Raw genomic sequence first — 22,411 nt, 5'->3', positions numbered from 1 at the left:
AAATATTACCCCATAAAGAGCATGTTACAAAACAGCACAAACTGTCCTTTTATTAAGATTAATAAGGTATTAAGTTTGTCTTAATAAAATCTGCTAATACATGAACACTTCCGAAATTTTAAACAAAACCCTGGCCTGGCTTTATATTAAGGAGCAAGAAGTACCCGGCACCATGTGGGATATTACCGGTTACCTCGATTCGATTGGCGAACAGCACCAAAGCGAAGCCATTGGTTTGGAACTGGCCGAACGTGGTTACCTGCGGACTTATTATCGTTACGAATCGCAGAATATTTTTAATGCGGCTATTAACACCATCGGTATCCAGCAGGTGGCGCCCGAGGAAGTGTTTACCCTTACGCAGATTGTTCTGAATACGCTTAACTGCGAGCCACAACGGTTTCATGATATTTCGGACTTGCCCGGTTTGGAGGCTAAAGCCTGGTTGCAACTCGTTGAATTTACCCGTTACCTGCTAAAACAGAACTGGATTGAAGCCAAGGTACTGAACGATAAGTTACTGGTAAAGCTGACCATCGAAGGCCGGTTGTATCTGAAAAGCTACGAATTTATAGCCTAAAGTAAATATTTAACACCTTTACGCCTAATATTTGGAGCAAATTATACGCATTTTTTAACTGTTTTAAATTATTGATAACTGGCCTGGTTCGGAAGCAGACGCCAGAAATAATAAAAGCCACCCTTTAAGGAGCGGCCATAAAACAGAATAGTGAGATTAAAATTTACCTTTTAACGGGGTAGCGAAAGCAGGGAGAGAGCCCCGCAGTTATTAACCAATTAAGATTAAGCTTTAATTATAGAATAAATAGTTTTTTGTTTGTGTGTTCAACTTTAAAATAAAAGCACGCTCATGCGTGCTTTTATTTTTTTATAGCCGGGTATAACTACCACAACCTGGCATTTATACCAGAACTACTTACCGGGCAGTTGCTTTACTCCCCGACAATTGCTTAATCATATCATCCAGAATATCTTTGCCGTAACCAATCCGGTGCGAGTATTCCAAACAAAGCGCGTATTCGCGGTCGTGGATTTTCCCGTCTTCCAGCATCATTTGCACCAGGGTTTGCAGTTCCATGGTTTTCTGCATACCATCGGCCGGAATAATAAAGGTTAATACGTCCAGGTTATCGGCAATGGGCATAACATCTTCGGGAGCAAGACCTAACTTATCGCCTATGTCCAGCAAGAACTGGCTTTCGTCATTTTCCAGAATGCCATCGGCGGCGGCTACTAAAATCAGGTTCTGAAAAAAGGATAACTTTTTTTGCTGCGTATCGAGCACACTTTGGAGAGAACGTTCGTCCTGCATCATCTTTTTTTATTTTATGAATGGTTCAAATCAGGGTTAAACCTATACAACGTGCACCCTGCCGGAATGTTATTCCTTATTGGGCCTTAAAACCCGAATATGCGGCGTTTTGGTTCTTCTTTTTTGTTCCGGTTCCGCCGGTTATTACGGTCATCGTCGCGGTTGCCGCCGCCAAAAATGCCGAACCGCTTTTTTTCTACTTTTTCTTTTACCAGAATATAGCGGATGGTGAAACCGCCGTCAAACGCAAACCAATCGGAATGGCTGGCATGAATGGCCGGCTTTATATCTAAGGATAGCACCAACGGGAACACCGGCACTTTTAATTCGGTACCCAAAATTACATCGGCCCCGTAGAAGCCACCGTACTCATTTAACGTGCCCACGTGTGCCCCGGCCCCTACGTAGTAATTAAACCCCTTACCTATTATAGGAAAATGCTTTTCTACTAATAAAGTAAAATCTGCTTCGCGGGTACCAATGCCGGCTATACCTTCCAGGGTAACTTCTTCAAATATTTTCTGTTGCAGCGAAATACCAAAATCGTTACGACCTAAGCGCGCACCCAAATTGGTGCGGTATTTTTGGGCAAGAGCCGCATAACTGGTAAGTAAAAGCAAAAAGAGCAGTACGGTATTTTTTTTCATAATGGGTTGTAGGTAAATTAAAGGGCAAATAAAGGTAAAATTCGGCCGATAGTCATAAATGGCCGGTTGGTTATAAGGCAAACCGCTATGGAGGGTTACCTTTAAATATTAGCATCGGTCTAATAGTTTCGGTTTAAAATGTACTTACGCCAAAAGCCCTATTTTATTATAAATATCTTGGCTATTACCCGGGCTGCTGCCCAAAATACATTATTTGAACTAACCGGGCTTTTGCTACCGGTTTATTCCTGCTGGTTAAGCCACCAAATATTCTTCTTTCCCGGCGCTTGCGTGTTCTCCGGTTAGTTCTCAAATTTTGTACCTGATTTTTACCAGAATATTATTAGCGGCTATTTGGGCTAAGACAAACGCAGCAAACCAAGCCTTTTAATGAAAGGCTTACCCCGTTAAATTTTGAAAAGATGGAGGTGCGTTCCGGCAGGAAAAAAAGCGTGGTTTACAGAAAGTACAGATAATAAACTGGTTAGAGCATGTTTAAAATTTATACTTTGGGCTGCAAAGGATTGCTATTGGAACCTGACTTCGCCTATTTTTCGGGCCGTAGCGCTGCTATGCCCCTCAAAATAAGTCTCGTCAGAACCCAATAGCAATCCTTTTCGCTCTCAAAAACAAAATTTAAACAAGCCCTAATACTTATTTTAGCCAAAACTTAAGTCTCGGCCTATAAAAGTTCCGCTGCAACGACCCACCGTTACCCTAACAGAATCAGCAGTTAACAAAAATTAACCTGCTTCCCGGCGGTGCTGGTGCTCCTGGTCCGATATCGTGGCAGCCTCCAGGATGCGGCGAATACGTTCAATATGTACTTTCATCTCATCTGCGCGTTGGCGTTGCATATTGGCCCACTTGGTATTGCCCAATTCCTTCTCGGCCATACCGGTAAGCATGCTGCGGCGTTCTTCCAGGGTGCGCATGGCCACATAAAGGGTTTCTTCCAGGTTCGTGTTCATATTGGCCAGCAAACTTTGGTCGGTGTAGGCATGGCCGGTATGGCACCGGAACCGCTGTACGTTATCCTTTTCTTTGGTTAATTCCCAAAGCGTTCCCCCGCACTCGGGGCAGGTATAGGGCACCCGTTTGCCGAGTTTATCCATGTCCTCGATATTGGCATTTTCACTGTTTATCATAATGCGTTGGGCAATTTGCGCTTCTAATAAAATATCGGGTGGCACCGTTACAGAGTCAGGCGACGGTTGGTGCACCAGCTGCGTTAATAGTTCTCCCATTTGGGCAATGGGCACGGTATGGGTTACTTGCATGTGCCGTAATATATTACGGGGCAAATCGGGGTATTCGGCATCGGCGGGGTCTTGTACTACGGTAAACCCGCCGCAGCGCTGGATAGCGTTCATGCCCACCAGGCCATCGTTCATAAACCCGGTTAAGGTTACCCCAATGGTTTGGGCGCCGTGGAAGGCCGCCGCCGACCGGAAAAGGGGATCGATAGAAGGCCGGAACTGGTTTTCACGGGGACCTCTGGCTACCAGAATATGTTTTTTATCGATGAGTAAATGATGATCCGGTGGTGCCATATAAATAGCGCTGTATTCTATATGGGTGTTGTGTTGGGCCTTTACACAACTTAACACCGTATGACTCGCCAGTCGTTTTACCAGGAAATCAATATTTGAATCAGCCGCCAGGTGTTGCACCACAAAAATAGCGGCTGGTAAATCGGCGGGCAATGGCTCTACTAGCCGGCACAAGGCTTCCATGCCGCCTGCCGAAGTGCCAATTACAATAATATTATGGCCTCTTATATGCATTTTCAGGTTTAATAGCTTAGCACTTTAGCTTACGAGTATTTTTTCATTCCGATTAATTCCGCTTAATATTTTATAATTTTTTGTATACATAACCCTGTTCTAATCTGGTTTGAACAAGCCTGACCCAAGTGATTCTTCGATTAGCTGGAAAACTGACCAAAAAGAATAGTCTTACCCAATTTGCCTTTAATATTCGGGTTTGCTATTTTATTCTGAATAGGCAGCCGGGCTGAAGACGGATCCAAAATTCCGGCTAGGCTGAAAAACAAACTTACCACCGGAGCCCGCGTAAAAACATAACTGCCTTCCCTTATATAGAACAAACGCATGACCACCAAAGCTGCCGTTAATTCAAAAGAAGTCAAAAAAGATATTATTGTTATCGGCTCCTCGGCGGGTGGTATAAAAGCGCTGGTAGAATTTGTAAAAGACTTACCGCCCGATTTTGCTGCTTCTATTTTTGTGGCCCAGCACGTTGCGCCGTACGCCGAAAGCATGCTGCCCTATATTTTAAGCCGGGAAGGACCATTACCCGCCGTACACCCCCAGGATGGTCAGGGTTTTAATCCTGGGTGTATTTATGTGGCGCCACCCGATTTTCACCTGCTGCTGGAAGACGGAAAAATATTAGTAAAGCGAGGACCCAAAGAAAACCGGTTCCGGCCCTCAGTAGATGCGCTGTTCCGGTCGGCGGCGTACGTGTATGGCCCGCGGGTAATTGGCGTGGTGCTGTCGGGTTACCTCGATGATGGCACTTCGGGTTTGTGGTCGATAAAAAGGCTGGGCGGCACCACCATCATTCAGGACCCGGAAGATGCAGCCATGCCGGCCATGCCTACGAATGTACTGGAGTTTGTAGAAGTAGACCATGTGGTACCCATTGCGGCACTGGCGGCTTTGCTTTCGCGGCTTACCACCGAACCGGTTACCCACGAACCCAAGGTTACCAAAGAAGACCTCGACCGGTTGGAGATTGAACTGGCCATTGCCCGCCGCGACAATGCCTTTCAGATGGGTATTATCGAAAAAGGCGAACTAACCCCTTTTACCTGTCCGGATTGCCACGGCGCCCTTACCAAACTGGTAGAAGGTAACTTAATCCGGTTCCGGTGCCACACGGGCCATGCCTATACCATTAGTGCGTTGCTGGCCGAAGTAACCGAGGCCGTAGAAAGTGCCATGTTTCAGGCCATGCGGGGGCTCGAAGAAACGAATATGCTACTGGAGCAATTAGGCAAACAGTTCGAAGGCATCCAAAAACAGGAGGCAGCTGAATTATTTTATGAAAAAGCCGCGGATATGGCTAACCAGGCCCATATTATTCACAATTCTATCTTTCAGCACCAGTTGCTGAGCAGCGATATTCAGTTCCGGAAAAAGAAAGTTTAATAAGCCGCTTTAGTTTAAGTTAGCCCTGCCAAAATGAGCAATTCCTATTTGCTGTTTCAGGTGTTTACACTATTGCGATCAGGCCAAAGATTAAAATAACGTATTAAAAATAATTTAAAATATTAACCCACTAGCTGCCCTTTGTGCTTGCCGGTGAAAACACGCAGCACGGGTGAGCCTATTTACTATTTCAGCCGGATCAATAAAAAAAATACCGCATTACATAGTATCGCATTTGGCCGAGCCACCTTATCAGGTGTTTCCCTTATAACCGTTAGGCTAAGTAATATTTTGAATTTTTTTCTTCCAATCGCGTCAGCTTTTGGCTGGTGGGTACCAATATAAGGAAGTTTTGCCCTCGTTTTCGGTTGAATACGAGCCTAATAAATGGGTACAGGATACACTTCATTAAACCTGAACCAGATTAAGTAATGGTTACCTTACCCCGGATGTTTAAATTAAAACACCTGATATGGCAGTAATGCGAAAGAAATATTCTTTAAAAACAACGGCTAATCAAAACAATATTCGAATTTTACAGTTATTACCTTTAGCCGAAATTCAGAGACTGAGAAATAATAAATTTTCAGACTTAGCATTAACTTTACCCGGCCTGATTTATTAACGCTTTTCTTTACCTTTTACTAATGGCAGGACTGTTAGATATTATCTTTACGAATACCGATACCAAAAACTTAACCCGGGAAGAAGTGCTGGCCCATTTGCATTACCTGGACGAAATTATTACACCGGCCATGCCCATACCCCAGCAAGTAAAATATTACGGGTATAAAATAAGACTCGGCCGTAAATTATTAGAACTGGATATAGCCCGGGTAAATACGTTAATTTACAAAACCGGCTGTTACCAAACTGGTTACCGGCAGCAGCATTTATAGTGGCCATGCCACCCAACCAACCCCTTATTTGCATTGTTGCCACCGGCAGGCATGAATTAGCCAAGAACCACGAAACAGAGCGGTTTTTTGCTAGTTTTGGCTAATTCCGACCCAAATATTCTTTAGCAGGTTTGTTTGTGCAAGCTGTAACAGTTTAGGCTGGTTTTTTATTTAGAATAAATAGGTATTAAAGCTGACCTCGCCGAATAAAATGCCGAATAAAATAGGAATTCGCGACTGTTAAATACGTATTTATAAAAGAAGAAACGAAAAATATTTCTTCTGCTGAATGATTTACGTAATTTGGTAGTTATTCTTATTTACAAACAGCCCAAACAGCCCAAACAGCCCAAACAGCCCAAACAGCCCAAACAGCCCAAACGGCCCGAGGTGTCAGTGCATGAGCAAAACAGAAAATCAATCAGAAAATAAACCTACGCCAGATAAAAATAAATCTAGCGGAAAGGATCCTTATGTTATAGGTATTGGGGCTTCGGCGGGTGGCTTACAGGCTTTGGATGCCTTGTTTAGTAATGTGCCGCGCGATAGTGTGGCATATGTAATTGTGCAACACCTGGCTCCCGAACACCGCAGCCTGCTAACCGAAATATTAAACCGGCACGAACAATTAAAATTTCAGGAGGCTCAGCACAACCAGCCCGTAGAAATTAACCATGTTTATATTATACCGGCTGGCAAATATTTATTTATTAAAAACAACAGCTTACAACTCTCCGACCGCGCCCCGGACAATAGCGGTTCGCGCACCATAGATGCTTTTTTTAAATCGCTGGCGCAGGATAAAGGCCATAAGGCCGTTGGTATTATATTATCCGGCACCGGCACCGATGGTACCGAAGGCGTGCAGGCCATTAAAAAGAGTAAAGGTTTGGTGCTGGTACAAGACCCCGAAACCGCCAAATTCGATGGAATGCCCCGCAGCGCCATTAATGCCGGACAGGTAGACGCAGTGCTGCCGCCCGAAATGATGCCCGAGGCTATTTTCGATTTTGTAAAAGTTTCGCCCCTGACCCGGCAAATGAAGCTTTTGCAGTTTTCCGGCGACCCTTCTTTTCAGCATATCCTGGAATTAGTACGCGAGCGGACCGGATTCGATTTTAATGATTATAAGCAGCCCACCCTTATCCGGCGCATTAGCCGCCGCATGGCGCATTGTAACCTCGATTCGCTACCCGATTATGTAGATTACCTGAACCTGCACCCCGAGGAAACCGAGACGCTCAGCAAAGAATTTCTGATTGGCGTTACTAAATTTTTCCGCGATGCCGAAGCCTATGAGGTATTGGCGAATAAAGTTTTGCCGCTGCTGGTAGAAGATTTAACCATTAACAACACCTTACGCATTTGGGTTACTGCTTGCTCTACCGGCGAAGAAGCTTACTCCATTGCCATGCTGGTGCGCGAACTGCTGGATAAAATAAACAAAGAAGTAGAAGTTAAAATATTTGCTTCCGACATTGATCGCGAGGCGCTGGACTTTGCCGGCACTGGCCTGTACCCCGAAAGTTCGCTTTCCGAAGTATCAGCCGAACGCCGCGAAAACTTTTTTATACTGGAAGACGGCAAATACCGTGTAGCCCCCCGCGTCCGGCGCATGGTTATTTTCGCCCAGCACAACATTATTACCGATCCGCCTTTCAGCCGCATGAACCTGGTAAGCTGCCGCAATATGCTTATATATTTAAGCCCCGCGCTGCAGAAAAAAGTTTTGGCCAAGCTGCATTATGCCCTTAACGTAGGTGGTTATTTATTTTTAGGTCCCAGCGAAAGCCTGGGCGAAATAAATAAATTTGAAGAGGTTAATAAAAAATGGAAGATTTTCCGGAGTACCGAGCCTTCCGGTTCGCTGGGCCTCGATAATTTTATTAGTCCCGGTACTAATTTCCGGAAACCCGAGATAAACATGCCCATGCGGGCCCGCGAGTTTAACCCGCGCCAGAAATTGCAGCAGCGCCTTACCGAAATGCTGAACGATGCTATTCTGGAAGAGTATTCGTTTGCGGCCATTTACCTCGACGAAAACTACGACATTATTCATGGGTTCGGCGATTACACCAAATATGTAACCCTGCCTGAGCGCCAGCTTAGCTTTAATATTTTAAAACTGATATCCCAGGATTTGGCCCTGGACCTGGGCACCCTGCTGCGCAAAGCCGAACAAAACAAAGAAAAAATAACTGCCACCGGTCTCGCGTTTCGCGATGGCGATACCATGCGCCACCTGAATGTGGTTGTAAAACCATACCTCAGCGATAAAAACTTATACGGCAACTTTATTTTGGTTTTGTTTAGCGAAATTCCCGAGCATGCCTATACGTTAAGCGAGCCTCACTTATCCCGGAAGGAAATTCATTTCGAAACCCGCGTACACGAGCTGGAATTAGAACTGCAGCTTACCCGGGAAGATTTGCAAAGTGTGGTAGAGGAGCTCGAAACGGCCAACGAAGAACTGCAGAGCACCAACGAAGAACTACTTTCGTCGAACGAAGAACTCCAAAGCGCCAACGAAGAACTGCAATCGTTAAACGAAGAGTTAAATACCATTAATGCCGAGCACCAGTATAAGATAAAAATGCTGGTAGAGCTCGACGATGACCTGAATAATTTTTTCCGGAGCACCGATATTGGCCAGATTTACGTAGACAGCCAGCTCATTATCCGCAAATTTACGCCGGCCGCTACGCAGCAAATTAACCTGATAGAGGGCGACATTGGCCGGTCTATTCTCCAGATTACGCACAATATTGAGCACCCGGAATTAATAAACGATATTCTGGAAGCCACTAAAAACTCGGTAGTAATTGAGCGCGAAGTGCAGGATAAAAACGGCATCTGGTATTTACTGCGCATTTTGCCCTACATTACCCAGGACCGACAACCCAATGGAGCCATTGTCTTGTTCATTAATATTAATGAACTAAAAAATATGCACCTGATGCAGGCCAGCATCCTCGATAGTTCGCCGAATGCCATTCTGGCCCTGCGGGCCATTCGCAACAACCTGCATATAATTATCGATTTTGAATGTACCTTACTAAATAATAAAGCCGAGGAAGTATTAAGGATACCGGAGAAAGATTTATTAAGTAAACCTTTAAGCAAAGCATACCCGGCGCTGTTGAACCACGAATTATTTCAGAATTATTTAAACGTGGTAAACGAAGGGCAGTTGCTGGATATTGAACTGCTATTAACACTTACCGAGCACTCTTCCCGCTGGATAAGCTTACACGCCGTTCAGTTTAACGACGGCCTTGTACTCGCACTGCACGACATTACCGAGCGAAAAGCGAACGAAGATCTGTTAAAGCAGCAACAACGCGAAATTCAGGCCAGCGCCGACCGCTTCCGGACCTTGCTCGAAGCCGTACCCCATGTAACCTGGACCAACAACCCCACCGGCGAAAACGAAAGTTTTAACAAAACCTGGTACGAATATACCGGCTTAACTGAAGCAGAATCGCAGGGCTGGGGCTGGACCCAGGCCATACACCCCGACGATTTACCCGAATATTTACGGGTTTACAAGGAAGCGCTGGCCACCGGCAATATTTTAAATATCCAGGCTCGTGTTCTCCGGAAAGCGCAGAACGAGTTTTGCTGGCACTTAATTAAAGCCGTGCCTATCCGCGACGATCAGGGTAACATCACCTTGTGGATTGGCACCGCTACCGATATTCAGGACCAGAAGGATGCTGAAGAAGCCAAAACGCGGATGCGCCTGCAACAGCAGAAACAAACTCTGAAAACCATTTTGCAAACCCAGGAAGCCGAACGCAAACGTATTTCGGAAGCCCTGCACAACGGTTTGGGCCAGTTGCTGTACGCTGCAAAATTAAACCTCGACCACTTCGATAACACCAACCATTCTCAGGCTGAAGCCAAAGAGCGGGTAAACAATTTAATCGATCAGGCCATAACTGCTACCCGCCATATTTCTTTTGAGCTAACGCCAACCGTGCTTCGCGATTTTGGTCTGAAAACCGCGTTGCAGGAACTGGTCCGACGGGTGGAAAGTCCCTCTCTGAAAATTACTTACGATTTAGTCGGCCTGGAAGAACGACTCGACGACCTGGTAGAAATATCGATGTACCGCATTATACAAGAGTTACTAAATAATATTATGAAGCATGCCGGCGCCACCGCCGCCCACATAGAACTGGAAAATAAAAAAGGACAGCTTTATTTACGTGTACAGGACAATGGCACCGGCTTTACCGACGAAAAAACCAAAAGCAATGGTATTGGCTTAAGTAGTATCCGCAATCGCGTAAAGCTGCTCGACGGTAAATTAAAAATTGATTCCCGGCCAAACCAGGGCACCAGCGTGGAGATAGTTATTAAAGGGCGCCCACTCGGAGCTTTACCGGCCACCGACCATGATTAATGTTAACCAGTTATTCTTATAAAGCAAAAATCCTTACTCCACCTAGTAGGGATTTTTCTTTTTCTCAGCTTTTTCTTACAATTCAATGCTTTTATAAAGTTGCAATTAGTAAGTCGCATACATAATTTTTAAACTGGATAGGCCATAGGGGGATTGCCGAAGGAACTATTATAATTACAAAAACCAGATTCAGCTATTTTGATAGGCACAACATGGCCGCCATGTTTTAAGCGCAGTACCTGAATAATAATGTTCAGGACTTTCTGGAGGGGGCAAGGGGGAGGATTTACAATGTTAAAAAACCATTTTGCGAAAGTCCTAAATGTTATTATTTAATATTCGCTGCCAGCTGCAGATTAGCAAAGCAAAAATTGTTCTATGCCGGTAATCATAACAAATGCGCTGATACAACATCATTCCCAATTCATAAAGGAACAATTAAACCTGAAACTAATCTAACTTTATTTGCAAGCCTTATAGACCGCGACTTACCTTCCTTCCCCGAAACACAATTGCCTCAGCACCTGCCAAACTCCCCTCCTTGGGTAAGGTGGGACTAAGGTGGATTGATTTTTTAATAAACCTGTTCCATATTCCAGTATAGCTACAGACTGATAAAACTCCTCAAAACATATTGTACCTTCGGGCGTTATTTATCTGAATAATTCAGATACAAATATTAACTCCTTTGACTACCGGCAAATTCTACCATACTACCCCCATTAAAAAAGTTGTTTATTTCGTCTACCCCGTCATCCTGGTTGCACTTTGGCTTGGGAGCAGTTCGCTAAATATGGCATTCGCCCAAAGTAAAGTTACCATCAGCGGTACTGTGCGGGCCGGTGACAGTGGCGAAAACCTGATTGGGGTGGCCGTACAAATTCCGGCTTTGCAGACCGGTACCAGCACCAACACCTACGGCTTTTATAGTTTATCGGTAACGCCCGGTACGTACACGGTGGTGTATTCCTATGTGGGTTATCAAACCCTGCGGCGCGAGGTTGCTGTTACCCAAAATACCAAACTAAATATTGAGCTGCCGGCCAGTACCCAGGAGTTAGGCGAAGTATCAATTGAGGCAGGCAGCCTGGAAGAAAAGCTGAAAACCTCGCAGATGAGCGTAGACCAGTTAACGACCCGCGAAGCCAAACTCTTGCCGGCGCTGTTTGGCGAGGTAGATATTTTAAAAACCCTGCAACTCAAACCCGGGGTGCAATCGGGCGGCGAAGGCAGTGCGGGGCTTTACGTGCGCGGCGGCGGTCCCGATCAGAATTTATTTTTGCTCGACGAAGCCACGGTTTACAATGCCTCGCATTTATTTGGTTTCTTCAGTATATTCAATTCGGATGCCGTCAGGAGCGTAGATTTATACAAAGGCGGCTTTCCGGCCCAGTTTGGGGGGAGGTTATCGTCGGTGGTAGATGTAAAGCTAAAAGAGGGCAACAACAAACGCTTTTCGGCCAGTGGTGGTTTGGGCTTAATCGCTTCCCGCCTAACCCTCGAAGGCCCTATTAAGAAAAACAAAGGCTCTTTTATTATTTCGGGCCGGCGTACCTACGTCGATGTTTTCACCAACCTGGTAAATAAAGTAAACGAAGACGACCCCGCGTACAATCCTATTCCAGGTTATTATTTCTACGATCTGAACGCTAAAGTAAACTACGACCTTGGCCAGAACGACCGTTTGTACCTGAGTGGCTACCTCGGCGACGACCTGATTGGCTTCCGGAACAGCGGTTTTAATTTTGATTTTAACTGGGGTAACCGGGCCGGTACTTTGCGCTGGAACCACATCTTCAACCCCAAATTATTCGCCAATACTTCTTTTACCGCTTCCAGCTACCGCTATAATATTACCAACAGCCTCGAAGGCTTTAGCTTTAATTTAACCTCCAATATTAAAGACTTAAGCTTTAAGTCGGATTTTGATTACGTGCCCGGTAATGCCCATACTTTTAAATTTGGCGTGCAGGCGGTTCAACACACGTTTGATGTGGGACGCTTAAAAGCCGGCTCCGAAGATAATACCATTGCGTTTAGCTCAGGCTCAACTTTTACGGGCGTGGAGTACGGCGCGTACGCCGCCGATGATTATAACCCCAGCCCCAACTTTACCCTGAACTATGGTTTGCGGTTCTCCGGTTTTACCAACGGCAAAAGTAATTTTAATGGTCTGGAACCCCGCATTTCAGCGCGCTATGCTTTATCTGAGAATACCTCGCTCAAAGGCAGCTATACCCGCATGATGCAATATATTCATCTGGTAGCCAGTTCGGGTGCCTCGCTGCCCACCGATATCTGGTATCCTTCTAATAAAACGGTACGGCCACAACGTTCGCAGCAGGTAGCCTTGGGCATCAGCCACCTGGCCGGTAAAGGCAAATATTTAATATCCAACGAAGTGTATTACAAGCGGATGCAGAACCAGGTAGATTTTCGGAACGGTGCCCAGCTTTTTGTAAACAATAACCTGGACCAGGAATTCTTATTCGGGCGAGGCCGCAGTTACGGCAACGAAATTTACGTGGAGAAAAAAGAAGGCCGCACCACCGGCTGGGTTGGCTACACGCTTTCCTGGACGTACCGGCAGTTTGCCGAAATAAACGAGGGCCGCTGGTTTCCAAACCGCTACGACCGCCGCCACGACATTAGTGTAGTAGCCATACATCAGTTCCGCCCCCGCCTCCACCTAACCGGTACCTGGGTATACGGCACTGGCAACGCTTTTTCGGTACCGGTATCCCGCATTATTTTACAAGGGCAAACCGGCAACAACGAAAGCTTTGTACCTATTTACACCGAACGCAACGCTTACCGGCAGGCCGCTTACCACCGCTTAGACTTAGGTATGGTGTATAAACTGCGCCCGAAGCGCGGCGAATCGGATTTAACGTTTAGTGTTTACAATGCTTACAACCGCCGGAACCCTTATTTTGTGTATTTCGAACAACTGAAAGACGATGCAGATAAATTAACCATTGGCTTCCGCGGCCGGCAGGTTTCTTTATTCCCGGTTATTCCGTCGGTTACTTATAATTTCAAATTCTAATGCGCATACGCTTAACTAAATATTCTCTTTTCTGGTCTTTACTGACGCTATCGGTGCTGCCTTACGGCTGCAACATGGAAAAGAATTTTGAGGTAGATTTGCCGGTGATGGCGCCGCAACTGGTAGCCGAATGTTACCTGGAACCCGGTAAGCCTTATCGCTTGACCCTAACCGAAAGCACCAATTACCTGGCCGCTCCGGATATTCCGCTGGTAAAAGAGGCCACCGTGGTTATTTTTTACCAGGGCCGGCCCGATACACTGCGTTACGCTCCTTTTTACGACAAATTCAGCCGGAAATATTATACCCATGCCTCTATAACCAAAATGCAGGGTAAACCCGGCGACACCTACCGCCTGGAGATTACCGATAAACAAGGTCGTAAACTTACCGGTACCACTACCGTTTTGCCGGTAGTACCCCTCGATACGGTTGAATATACCTACAACGACCGCAAAAAAGCCTTCCTGGTGGCTAAATTTTTTGACCCTGGGAACACCGCCAATTACTATTTTTTTAGTGTGCAGCGCGACAGCGTGAACAACCGGGCCGAAATAGACTACACCGCCGACGACCAAATCAGCAATGGCCGGGCTTCTGCGTTCGGCACCGGCTACGATTTCGAGAAAGACGACACGGTTTTTGTATCGTTATACCACCTGGAAAAGCCTTACTACGAATTCTTTAACTCTGTGGAAGGTGCCCGCGATGCCAATGGCAACCCTTTCGCCCAACCCGCCACAGTAATCTCCACCGTACAAGGTGGCTACGGCGTATTCACTAACCTCGTTTACGATCAGAAAATGATTATTTTAAAGTAATTTGCCTCAGTAGGCTCATTTTCATAAAACCTGCTCTTTCCCTATTTATAGGCACGTATAATACTCAGGTAAATATTTTCAAAATATTTAAGTATACAGGGTGATAATCATTTAAAAACCGGATTAACCATAAAAAGCCTATGCAGACTTTAACATGCCCGGTAAAGGCAACCAACTGGCGCCAAGCTTTTATTAACAACCGGGAGAAAACTTTAACCCAAATATACGCCGAAACTTACCCCATGGTACTGCACTATGTAAAGCAGCATAACGGTACGCCCGAAGATGCGCAGGATCTGTTGCAGGAGGCAATTATCTTGTTTTACGAAAAAGTGGTGCTAAATAAACTAACCTTAACAGCCTCGGTTAGTACCTACCTGATGAGTATCTGCAAAAACAAATGGCGTCAGGAACTGGATAAACGCCGTCGGCAACACCAATTACCAAACGAAGCAGCACCCCGGTGGGAAGAACCGGCCACCGAGCCGGAAAACCCTACCGTAATTTTACTTTCTTTTGTAAACCAATTAGGTAAAAAATGCCAGGACATATTAATAGCCTTTTACTATTTAGGTGAAGCTATGCCCCGGATTGCTGCCCAGCACCAGTACCGCAACGTGCATACAGCCACCGTGCAAAAGTTTAAGTGCCTGGAGCGGCTCCGGAAATCACTAGCGGCATTCACTATAAATGATTTCCGGTAAAGAGAATTTTCCAAAGCATTTTTAATTGTTGATTTCGCTGCTAATTATTAAAACCTATGCGACCAGCCCTAGAAGAAATTAAAACCCTGGAAGCCTTTATTGCCGGAGCTTTGCCCGAAGAAAACCGACAGGAAATAGAAATAAGATTACTATGGGATCAGGACCTGCAACAAAAATTAGGATTGCAGCAGATAGCCTACCGGTCCTTGCGGGAGGCTGGCCGGGCACAACTGCGGCAGGAATTAAAATCTATCCATGCCCGGCTATTTCCTGCGTAAATAGGGCTTTGAATTAGCTAGAATACTTTTGAATGGTACTTTAGTTTCTGTTTTCCAAATTGCAGATACAATCCGCCTGAATAATTAAAGTCTGCCCTGCATATAGGTTAACCGCTCAAGAATATCACGCCTGCTTCTTAGTAAAAAATATTACCAGTCATTTATGGCTGGCTAGGCTTCAGCATGCTTTTTTTAAACTTTAAACTTATAATAGAATGTACAACTCCGCCTATACTAAAAATGAATTCCGCCGCTTTGCCGTACAAGGGCTAAACCAAAATGGACTGGCCGTAGATAAATACATTAACCAAGTTGAAAACATGACCCGCTCGGTTATTGAAGAACGACCGGTTAATTTCCGGGAAGTGGATGTTTTCTCCCGCCTGATGGCCGACCGGATTGTTTTTCTGGGTACTGCCATTGACGATAATATTGCTAATATAATTGTGGCTCAATTGCTCTTCCTGGAGTCCACCGATCCCAAAAAAGATATTTTGCTTTACATCAATAGTCCGGGTGGCTCGGTGTACGCCGGCTTAGGTATTTACGACACCATGCAGTTTATTAAACCAGATGTTGCTACTATTTGTACCGGAGTAGCTCTTTCTATGGGAGCCGTGCTGCTGTGCGGCGGTGCCGCCAACAAACGTTCGGCCCTGCCCCACGCCCGGGTTATGATTCACCAGCCTTTAGGAGGTGCCCAGGGTCAGGCTTCGGATATTGAAATTACGACCCGCGAAATATTAAAACTCAAAAAAGAATTGTACGAAATTATTGCGCACCACAGCGGCAAAAGCTACCAGGAAGTACACGACAACTCTGACCGCGATTACTGGCTAAAAGCCGAAGAAGCAAAAGCATACGGTTTGATAGATGAAGTTCTGCAGCGATGAGGAGATAGATATCCGGCTAAAACAAAAAAGCTTCCAGAGTTTTCCGGAAGCTTTTTGCTTAAAAATATTGGTCTTACTTAAATTGCGTAAATGCTGGTGGTATTCAGCATCGAAACATCTTTGGCTTCGAGCTTGGTTTGGCCCATCAGAAAAATATCTACCTCGCGAGCAGCTTCGCGACCTTCAGAGATTGCCCAAACTACCAAAGACTGTCCGCGGCGCATATCGCCGGCAGCAAATACTTTCGGTACGCTGGTCTGGTAGCTGGCATTGCATTTTACATTACCGCGCTCGTCCAGGTCTAGGCCTAATTCTTCGATCATACCTTTGTGCTGCGGGTGCACGAAACCAATAGCTAACAAAGCCAGTTCACAAGGAATTTCTTTTTCGGTGCCGGGCACTTCCTGGAACTTAGGCGCTTCGCCGGGTTTGGCGCTGCAAAAATCCATCTGTGCTACTTTCAAGGCTTTAAGTTTGCCTTCTTCGTCGCCGATAAATTCTTTTGTTACAATAGCCCAGTTGCGATCGCAGCCTTCTTCGTGTGAAGTAGAGGTACGTAATTGCATGGGCCAGTTAGGCCACGGCGTAGAAGCATGACGATCAGCCGGCGGCTTAGCCAATACTTCAATCTGCGTTACCGATTTAGCGCGGTGCCGGTTAGAGGTACCTACACAGTCTGAACCGGTATCACCACCACCAATAACTACCACATTTTTATCTGTCGCCCAGATTTCTTCTTCCGGCGCAAATTCTTTACCACTAATACGGCCATTCTGCTGGGTTAAGAAATCCATCGCAAAATGTACGCCTTTTAAGTTGCGCCCCGGAATAGCTAAATCACGGGCTACGGTAGCACCACCGGTTAAAACTACCGCATCGAAAGAACGCATGATATCGGCTACTTTAATATTTTCACCTACGTTGGCGTTGGTCATAAATACCACACCTTCTTCCTGCATTACTTCCAAACGGCGATCTACTACCCATTTTTCCAGCTTAAAGTCCGGAATACCATAGCGTAACAAACCACCAATTTTATCGGCACGCTCAAATACTGTTACTGAATGGCCAGCGCTGTTTAACTGAGCAGCTGTAGCCAAACCAGCCGGTCCAGAACCTACTACCGCTACTTTTTTGCCGGTACGCAATATTGGGGTTTTCGCCCGCACGTACCCTTTTTCAAAAGCAGCTTCGGCAATACTTTTCTCGATTTCTTCGATGGTTACCGGTGGCTTGTTTATACCCAGTACACAAGCGGCTTCGCAAGGTGCCGGGCAAATACGGCCGGTAAACTCCGGAAAGTTGTTCGTCGAGAAAAGAATTTCAGCGGCTAATTCCCAGTTCTGCTCGTATACCGCATCGTTAAATTCCGGAATAATATTACCCAGTGGGCAACCGCTGTGACAGAAAGGTACGCCGCAATCCATGCAACGGGCCGCCTGCGTGGCTATTTTCTCTTCACCGAATTCTTCGTAAAGTTCATTGTAATCGTTAATCCGTAATTTCGGATCACGTTTTTTCGGCAACTCCCGGCCGAACTCTAAAAATCCTGTTGGCTTACCCATTTACTACAGCCTCCAAATTATCGATACCTACTTCTTTTAACTCTCTTCTTTTCAGCAATACCTTTTTGTAATCGCTCGGCATTACTTTAATGAAATGACTGACGGCGTTGTCCCAGTTATTCAGAATTCCTTCTGCTACGGCACTACCGGTAAAATCAAAATGGTTTTGGATTAACCGTTTTAGTTCGGTTGTATCTTCCGCATCTATTTCGTCAAACTCAATCATTTCCATGTTGCAACGCTGCGCAAAGGTTAAGCCGGGGTTGTATACATAAGCAATACCTCCGCTCATACCTGCCGCAAAGTTACGACCGGTTTCGCCTAATATTACCGCTACACCACCCGTCATGTACTCGCAACCGTGGTCGCCTACGCCTTCTACTACGGCTTTGGCACCGGAATTCCGTACGCAAAAACGCTCACCAGCCTGACCGCGGATATACGCTTCGCCGGCAGTTGCCCCGTAAAACGCTACGTTACCCGCAATAATATTTTCACTGGCTTTGAACTTAGCAGTTTTGGGTGGGTACAGAATTAATTGACCGCCCGATAAACCTTTACCAAAGTAGTCGTTGGCTTCGCCTTCGAGTTCGAACTTAATACCCGGCGCACCAAACGCACCAAAGCTTTGTCCGGCCGAGCCGGTAAACTTAAAGTGAATGGTACCGGCCGGTAAACCAACGCCCTTAAACTTCTTCGAAATCTCGTGCGACAGCATAGTACCAGTTGCCCGGTCGGTGTTGGAGATATAGAATTGATCAAATACAGGTTCTACATTTTCCAGGGCTGGCTGAGCAGATTTAATTAAATCTACATCCAGTACCGCTTCTAAAGCATGCTGCTGCTCTTCTTGCTTATAAATTCCAACTTCCGGGCCGGCCGGTTCTTTATACAATACGGCTGAAAGATCAATTAACTTATGTTTCCAGTTCGTTAAGTCTTTCCGCATTTCTAAGCGATCTACCTGGCCCACCATTTCGTTAATGGTTCGGAAACCTAGTTCGGCCATTATTTCGCGTAGTTCTTCGGCCAGAAAGTGGAATAAATTAACCACATCTTCCGGCTTACCGGTAAACAAGGCTCGCAATTCCGGGTTCTGGGTAGCAACACCTACCGGGCAAGTATTTAAATGACACTTCCGCATCATAATACAACCGGCAGTAACCAAGGCAGCCGTAGCTACGCCCCATTCTTCAGCGCCTAACAGGGCCGCAATTGCTAAGTCCCGACCAGTTTTCATCTGACCATCGGCCTGCACCACAATCCGGCTGCGCAGTTTGTTACGTACCAAAGTCTGGTGAGCTTCGGCTAAACCAAGTTCCCACGGTAAACCAGCGTGCTTAATCGAGCTAATCGGCGAAGCACCGGTACCGCCATCATAACCCGAAATCAGAACCACATCTGAGAATGCTTTCGCTACCCCGGCAGCTACGGTTCCAACGCCGGCTTCTGATACCAATTTCACGTTGATACGAGCTTTCGGATTAGAGTTTTTCAGGTCGAATATTAGCTGGGCTAAATCTTCAATCGAGTAAATATCGTGGTGCGGTGGCGGCGATATCAAACCTACCCCAGGGGTAGAATGACGCACCCGACCAATCCATTCATCTACTTTATGACCAGGTAACTGGCCACCTTCGCCGGGCTTAGCACCCTGGGCCATTTTAATCTGTAATTCTTCGGCGTTAGCTAAATAATAGCTGGTAACCCCAAAACGGCCCGAAGCTACCTGCTTAATAGCCGACCGCTCCCAGTCGCCGTTTGGCTTGCGCTCGAAACGAATTTCGTCTTCACCGCCTTCGCCGCTGTTGCTCTTACCGCCAATGCGGTTCATAGCGATAGCTAGTGTAGTGTGAGCCTCGTGCGAAATAGACCCAAACGACATGGCACCAGTGGCAAAACGCTTGAAGATACTTTCGGCTGGTTCTACTTCGCTAAGCGGAACAGAATTACCTTCTTTAAATTTAAGCAAACTCCGCAACGTACAGGCTTTTACGCCCTGCTCGTTCACTAACTTTGAATATTTCTTGAATACACCGTAATCGTTGGTACGGGTAGCCTGCTGCAACAAGTGAATGGTCTGCGGATTAAACAAATGGTACTCGCCGCGACGTTTCCACTGGTAAATTCCGCCTACTTCCAGTTTCGGATTAGGAATAAACTTATCAGGGAAAGCCAATTTATGCTTAACTAAAGCTTCTTTGGCAATACAATCCAGGGTTAAGCCGCCAATCCGGGAAACCGTACGGGTAAAATATTTATCAATTACATCTTTGCTGATACCCAGGGCTTCGAATATTTGCGCGCCCTGGTACGACTGCATGGTAGAGATACCCATTTTGGAGAATACCTTCAGCAAGCCATCGTTTATCGCTTTAATATAATTATAGAATAACTTTTCGTCGGCGGCGTTCGAGTCAATTAACCCTTTGGCTTTCATATCCACAATGGTATCGAAAGCTAAATAAGGGTTAACAGCCGAAGCTCCAAAGCTGATGAGCGTAGCAAAATGATGCACTTCCCAAGCATCGCCGCACTCTACTACCAAACCAACTTTGCCGCGCAAGCCTTTGCGCATTAAATGGTGGTGTACGGCAGAAGTAGCCAGCAACGATGGAATTGGGGCGTGGCTGCTATCCAAACTCCGGTCCGATAATAATATTATAGAGAAACCATCTTCTACTGCATCGGCCGCGTACTGGCAAATCCGTTTGATGGCTTTTTCCATCGAACCGGGCTGCCCATCGGCTTTAAAGTAGGTATAAATGGTTTTGGTTTGGAAATACGACTGATCCAGGAACCGTATTTTCTCCAGCTCTTTATTCGAAAGCACCGGCTGCTGCAACTCAACCATGCGGCAGTGCAACGGGCTTTCTTCCAGTAAGTTCAGGCCACCCCCTACGTAAGAGGTCAAAGACATTACCATTCGTTCCCGGATGGGGTCGATAGGCGGATTGGTTACCTGGGCAAATAATTGCTTAAAGTAACCCGAAAAATGCTGGCTTTGGTCAGACAAAATTGCTAACGGCGTATCGGTACCCATTGAACCCAATGGCTCTTTGCCGGTTTCCGCCATTTCGCCAATAATTACTTTTAAGTCTTCGGTCGTATAACCAAAAGCCTGCTGGTGCTTCAGGAGCGCGGTTGGACTTGGGTGATGGAAAGTACCCAAAGCTTCCGGCATATCTTTCAGCCGGATTTTATTTTTTAACCACTCGTGGTAAGGCTGGCGCGAACAAATATCGTCTTTCAACTCTTCGTCGCTAATGATGCGGCCCTGCTCTAAATCGGCCACAAACATTTTACCAGGCTGCAAGCGGCCTTTCTTTACAATTTTAGCCGGATCTACTTCCAGTACACCCGCCTCAGAGGCCATGATAACCTTGTCGTCGCTGGTTACGAGGTAACGCGACGGACGCAAGCCATTCCGGTCCAGGGTAGCACCTACAATTTTACCATCGGTGAAGGAGATAGAAGCGGGGCCATCCCAGGGCTCCATCAACGCCGCATGATATTCGTAGAAAGCGCGTTTCTTTTCGCTCATGTGGTTGTTGCCATCCCAGGCTTCCGGAATCAGCATCATCATCACGTGCGGTAAAGAACGACCACTCAAGGTTAATAATTCAACTACGTTATCGAGGTTAGCGGAGTCAGACTGGGTTGGGTCGCAAATCGGCAGGATCATATCCAGCTCTTCGCGCGAAAAATATTTCGAGCTAAAAGCCGCTTCGGCTGCACCCATCCAGTTAGTATTTCCTTTAACCGTATTTATTTCGCCGTTATGGGCAATATACCGGAAAGGTTGCGCTAACCGGAAAGACGGGAAAGTATTCGTGGAGAAACGCGAGTGAACTACCGCCAGCGCCGAAACCACGTTTTTATGCTGCAGATCCGGGAAATAAGACCGCACCTGGGCAGTGGTAAACTGGCCTTTATAGACAATAGTCTTATACGACAGGGTAGCAATGTAAAAAGCATCGTTAATATTAGGCAAAGCTACCGACTCCCGTACCAGGCGGGTAGTATAGTTGCGTAACACAAACAGCTTCCGTTCAAATTCTTCCGGATTGGTGATGAGGTCAGGCCGCTTAATGAAAACGTGTTCCATGATGGGTTCAACCTTCAGGGCGCTTTCGCCAATCTCGCCGTTGTAAGTAGGCAACTTGCGGTAACCCAAAAGCTGCATGCCCAGCTTTTCAATATTCCGGTTCAGAATGTCGCGGCATTCTTCGCGCAGCTTCTCGTCCTGCGGAAAAAACACCAACCCCACACCATATTGGCCAAACGGTGGCAACTTAATACCTAACTTCAAGCACTCATCCACAAAAAACTCATGGGGTACCTGAATCAGGATACCCGCCCCGTCGCCGGTGTTGGTTTCACAACCACAAGCGCCCCGGTGTTCCATGCGGGCCAGCATATGCAAGGCATCCGCCACAATATCATGCGACTTCCGGCCTTTTAAGTGGGCTACAAAGCCGATACCACACGAATCATGTTCAAATGATGGATGATATAAACCCAAATTCTTTTGGTCTGACATTATCGTATTTGTTCTATACTAAAAAATAATAATCGCGGTAAAAATATATTTTAAGCTCCTGCTGTTCCGACAATTTCAGCCTTGCTTAAGACTTA

14 protein-coding genes are annotated in these 22,411 nt (G+C 46.1%); 9 read left to right on the top strand and 5 right to left on the bottom strand.

Annotation, left to right across the window (positions count from 1 at the left end):
• The first annotated feature begins 100 nt into the window (after positions 1 to 100).
• A complete protein-coding gene (locus AAE02nite_RS12665) occupies positions 101 to 580 on the top strand; it encodes a hypothetical protein (protein ID WP_146898112.1) in 480 nt (159 codons plus the stop codon).
• Positions 581 to 937: 357 nt separating this feature from the next.
• On the opposite strand, the gene AAE02nite_RS12660 is transcribed toward AAE02nite_RS12665, so the two are convergent.
• The 3 genes from AAE02nite_RS12660 to AAE02nite_RS12650 all read right to left on the bottom strand — a co-directional run bounded on the left by AAE02nite_RS12660 (position 938) and on the right by AAE02nite_RS12650 (position 3,767).
• Entirely contained in the window at positions 938 to 1,336 is a 399-nt protein-coding gene (locus AAE02nite_RS12660; protein ID WP_146898111.1) for a hypothetical protein, read from the bottom strand.
• A gap of 83 nt (positions 1,337 to 1,419) precedes the next feature.
• A complete protein-coding gene (locus tag AAE02nite_RS12655) occupies positions 1,420 to 1,980 on the bottom strand; it encodes a hypothetical protein (RefSeq protein WP_146898110.1) in 561 nt (186 codons plus the stop codon).
• Between the two features lie 743 nt (positions 1,981 to 2,723).
• On the bottom strand, positions 2,724 to 3,767 hold the full coding sequence (locus tag AAE02nite_RS12650) for a chemotaxis protein CheB (protein WP_146898109.1): 1,044 nt from the start codon (positions 3,765 to 3,767) through the stop codon (positions 2,724 to 2,726).
• Between the two features lie 327 nt (positions 3,768 to 4,094).
• On the opposite strand from AAE02nite_RS12650, the gene AAE02nite_RS12645 reads away from it, so the two are divergent.
• The 8 genes from AAE02nite_RS12645 to AAE02nite_RS12610 all read left to right on the top strand — a co-directional run bounded on the left by AAE02nite_RS12645 (position 4,095) and on the right by AAE02nite_RS12610 (position 16,208).
• Positions 4,095 to 5,156: a chemotaxis protein CheB gene (locus AAE02nite_RS12645; protein WP_146898108.1), complete on the top strand. Its 1,062-nt coding sequence runs from the start codon at positions 4,095 to 4,097 to the stop codon at positions 5,154 to 5,156.
• 647 nt (positions 5,157 to 5,803) lie between these two features.
• Positions 5,804 to 6,055 carry a hypothetical protein gene (locus AAE02nite_RS12640; RefSeq protein ID WP_146898107.1) on the top strand — a complete coding sequence of 84 codons (252 nt, stop codon included), beginning with the start codon at positions 5,804 to 5,806 and terminating at the stop codon, positions 6,053 to 6,055.
• A 400-nt stretch (positions 6,056 to 6,455) separates the two neighbouring features.
• A complete protein-coding gene (locus tag AAE02nite_RS12635) occupies positions 6,456 to 10,463 on the top strand; it encodes a chemotaxis protein CheB (RefSeq protein WP_146898106.1) in 4,008 nt (1,335 codons plus the stop codon).
• A 793-nt stretch (positions 10,464 to 11,256) separates the two neighbouring features.
• Positions 11,257 to 13,512: a TonB-dependent receptor gene (locus tag AAE02nite_RS12630; RefSeq protein ID WP_146898105.1), complete on the top strand. Its 2,256-nt coding sequence runs from the start codon at positions 11,257 to 11,259 to the stop codon at positions 13,510 to 13,512.
• A complete protein-coding gene (locus AAE02nite_RS12625; protein WP_146898104.1) occupies positions 13,512 to 14,333 on the top strand; it encodes a DUF4249 domain-containing protein in 822 nt (273 codons plus the stop codon). The genes AAE02nite_RS12630 and AAE02nite_RS12625 overlap by 1 nt, the downstream gene beginning before the upstream one ends.
• Positions 14,334 to 14,473: 140 nt before the next feature.
• Positions 14,474 to 15,037 (top strand): RNA polymerase sigma factor, encoded by a 564-nt coding sequence (locus AAE02nite_RS12620; RefSeq protein ID WP_146898103.1) that lies wholly within the window; start codon positions 14,474 to 14,476, stop codon positions 15,035 to 15,037.
• 56 nt (positions 15,038 to 15,093) lie between these two features.
• A complete protein-coding gene (locus AAE02nite_RS12615) occupies positions 15,094 to 15,315 on the top strand; it encodes a hypothetical protein (protein ID WP_146898102.1) in 222 nt (73 codons plus the stop codon).
• Between the two features lie 215 nt (positions 15,316 to 15,530).
• The gene (locus tag AAE02nite_RS12610) at positions 15,531 to 16,208 is read left to right on the top strand and encodes a ClpP family protease (RefSeq protein WP_146898101.1); all 678 of its coding nucleotides are present in this window, start codon (positions 15,531 to 15,533) and stop codon (positions 16,206 to 16,208) included.
• A 77-nt stretch (positions 16,209 to 16,285) separates the two neighbouring features.
• Here the strand turns inward: AAE02nite_RS12610 and AAE02nite_RS12605 are convergent, their stop codons facing one another.
• Positions 16,286 to 17,773, bottom strand: coding sequence for a glutamate synthase subunit beta (locus AAE02nite_RS12605; RefSeq protein WP_146898100.1), 1,488 nt, complete (start codon positions 17,771 to 17,773; stop codon positions 16,286 to 16,288).
• Positions 17,766 to 22,316: a glutamate synthase large subunit gene (gene gltB / locus AAE02nite_RS12600; protein WP_146898099.1), complete on the bottom strand. Its 4,551-nt coding sequence runs from the start codon at positions 22,314 to 22,316 to the stop codon at positions 17,766 to 17,768. Before gltB ends, AAE02nite_RS12605 begins: the two co-directional genes overlap by 8 nt.
• Positions 22,317 to 22,411 lie beyond the last annotated feature (95 nt).

The organism is Adhaeribacter aerolatus (assembly GCF_007991635.1).
Taxonomy (GTDB): Bacteria; Bacteroidota; Bacteroidia; order Cytophagales; family Hymenobacteraceae; genus Adhaeribacter; species Adhaeribacter aerolatus.
This window is presented reverse-complemented; position numbering and strand designations above follow the sequence as displayed.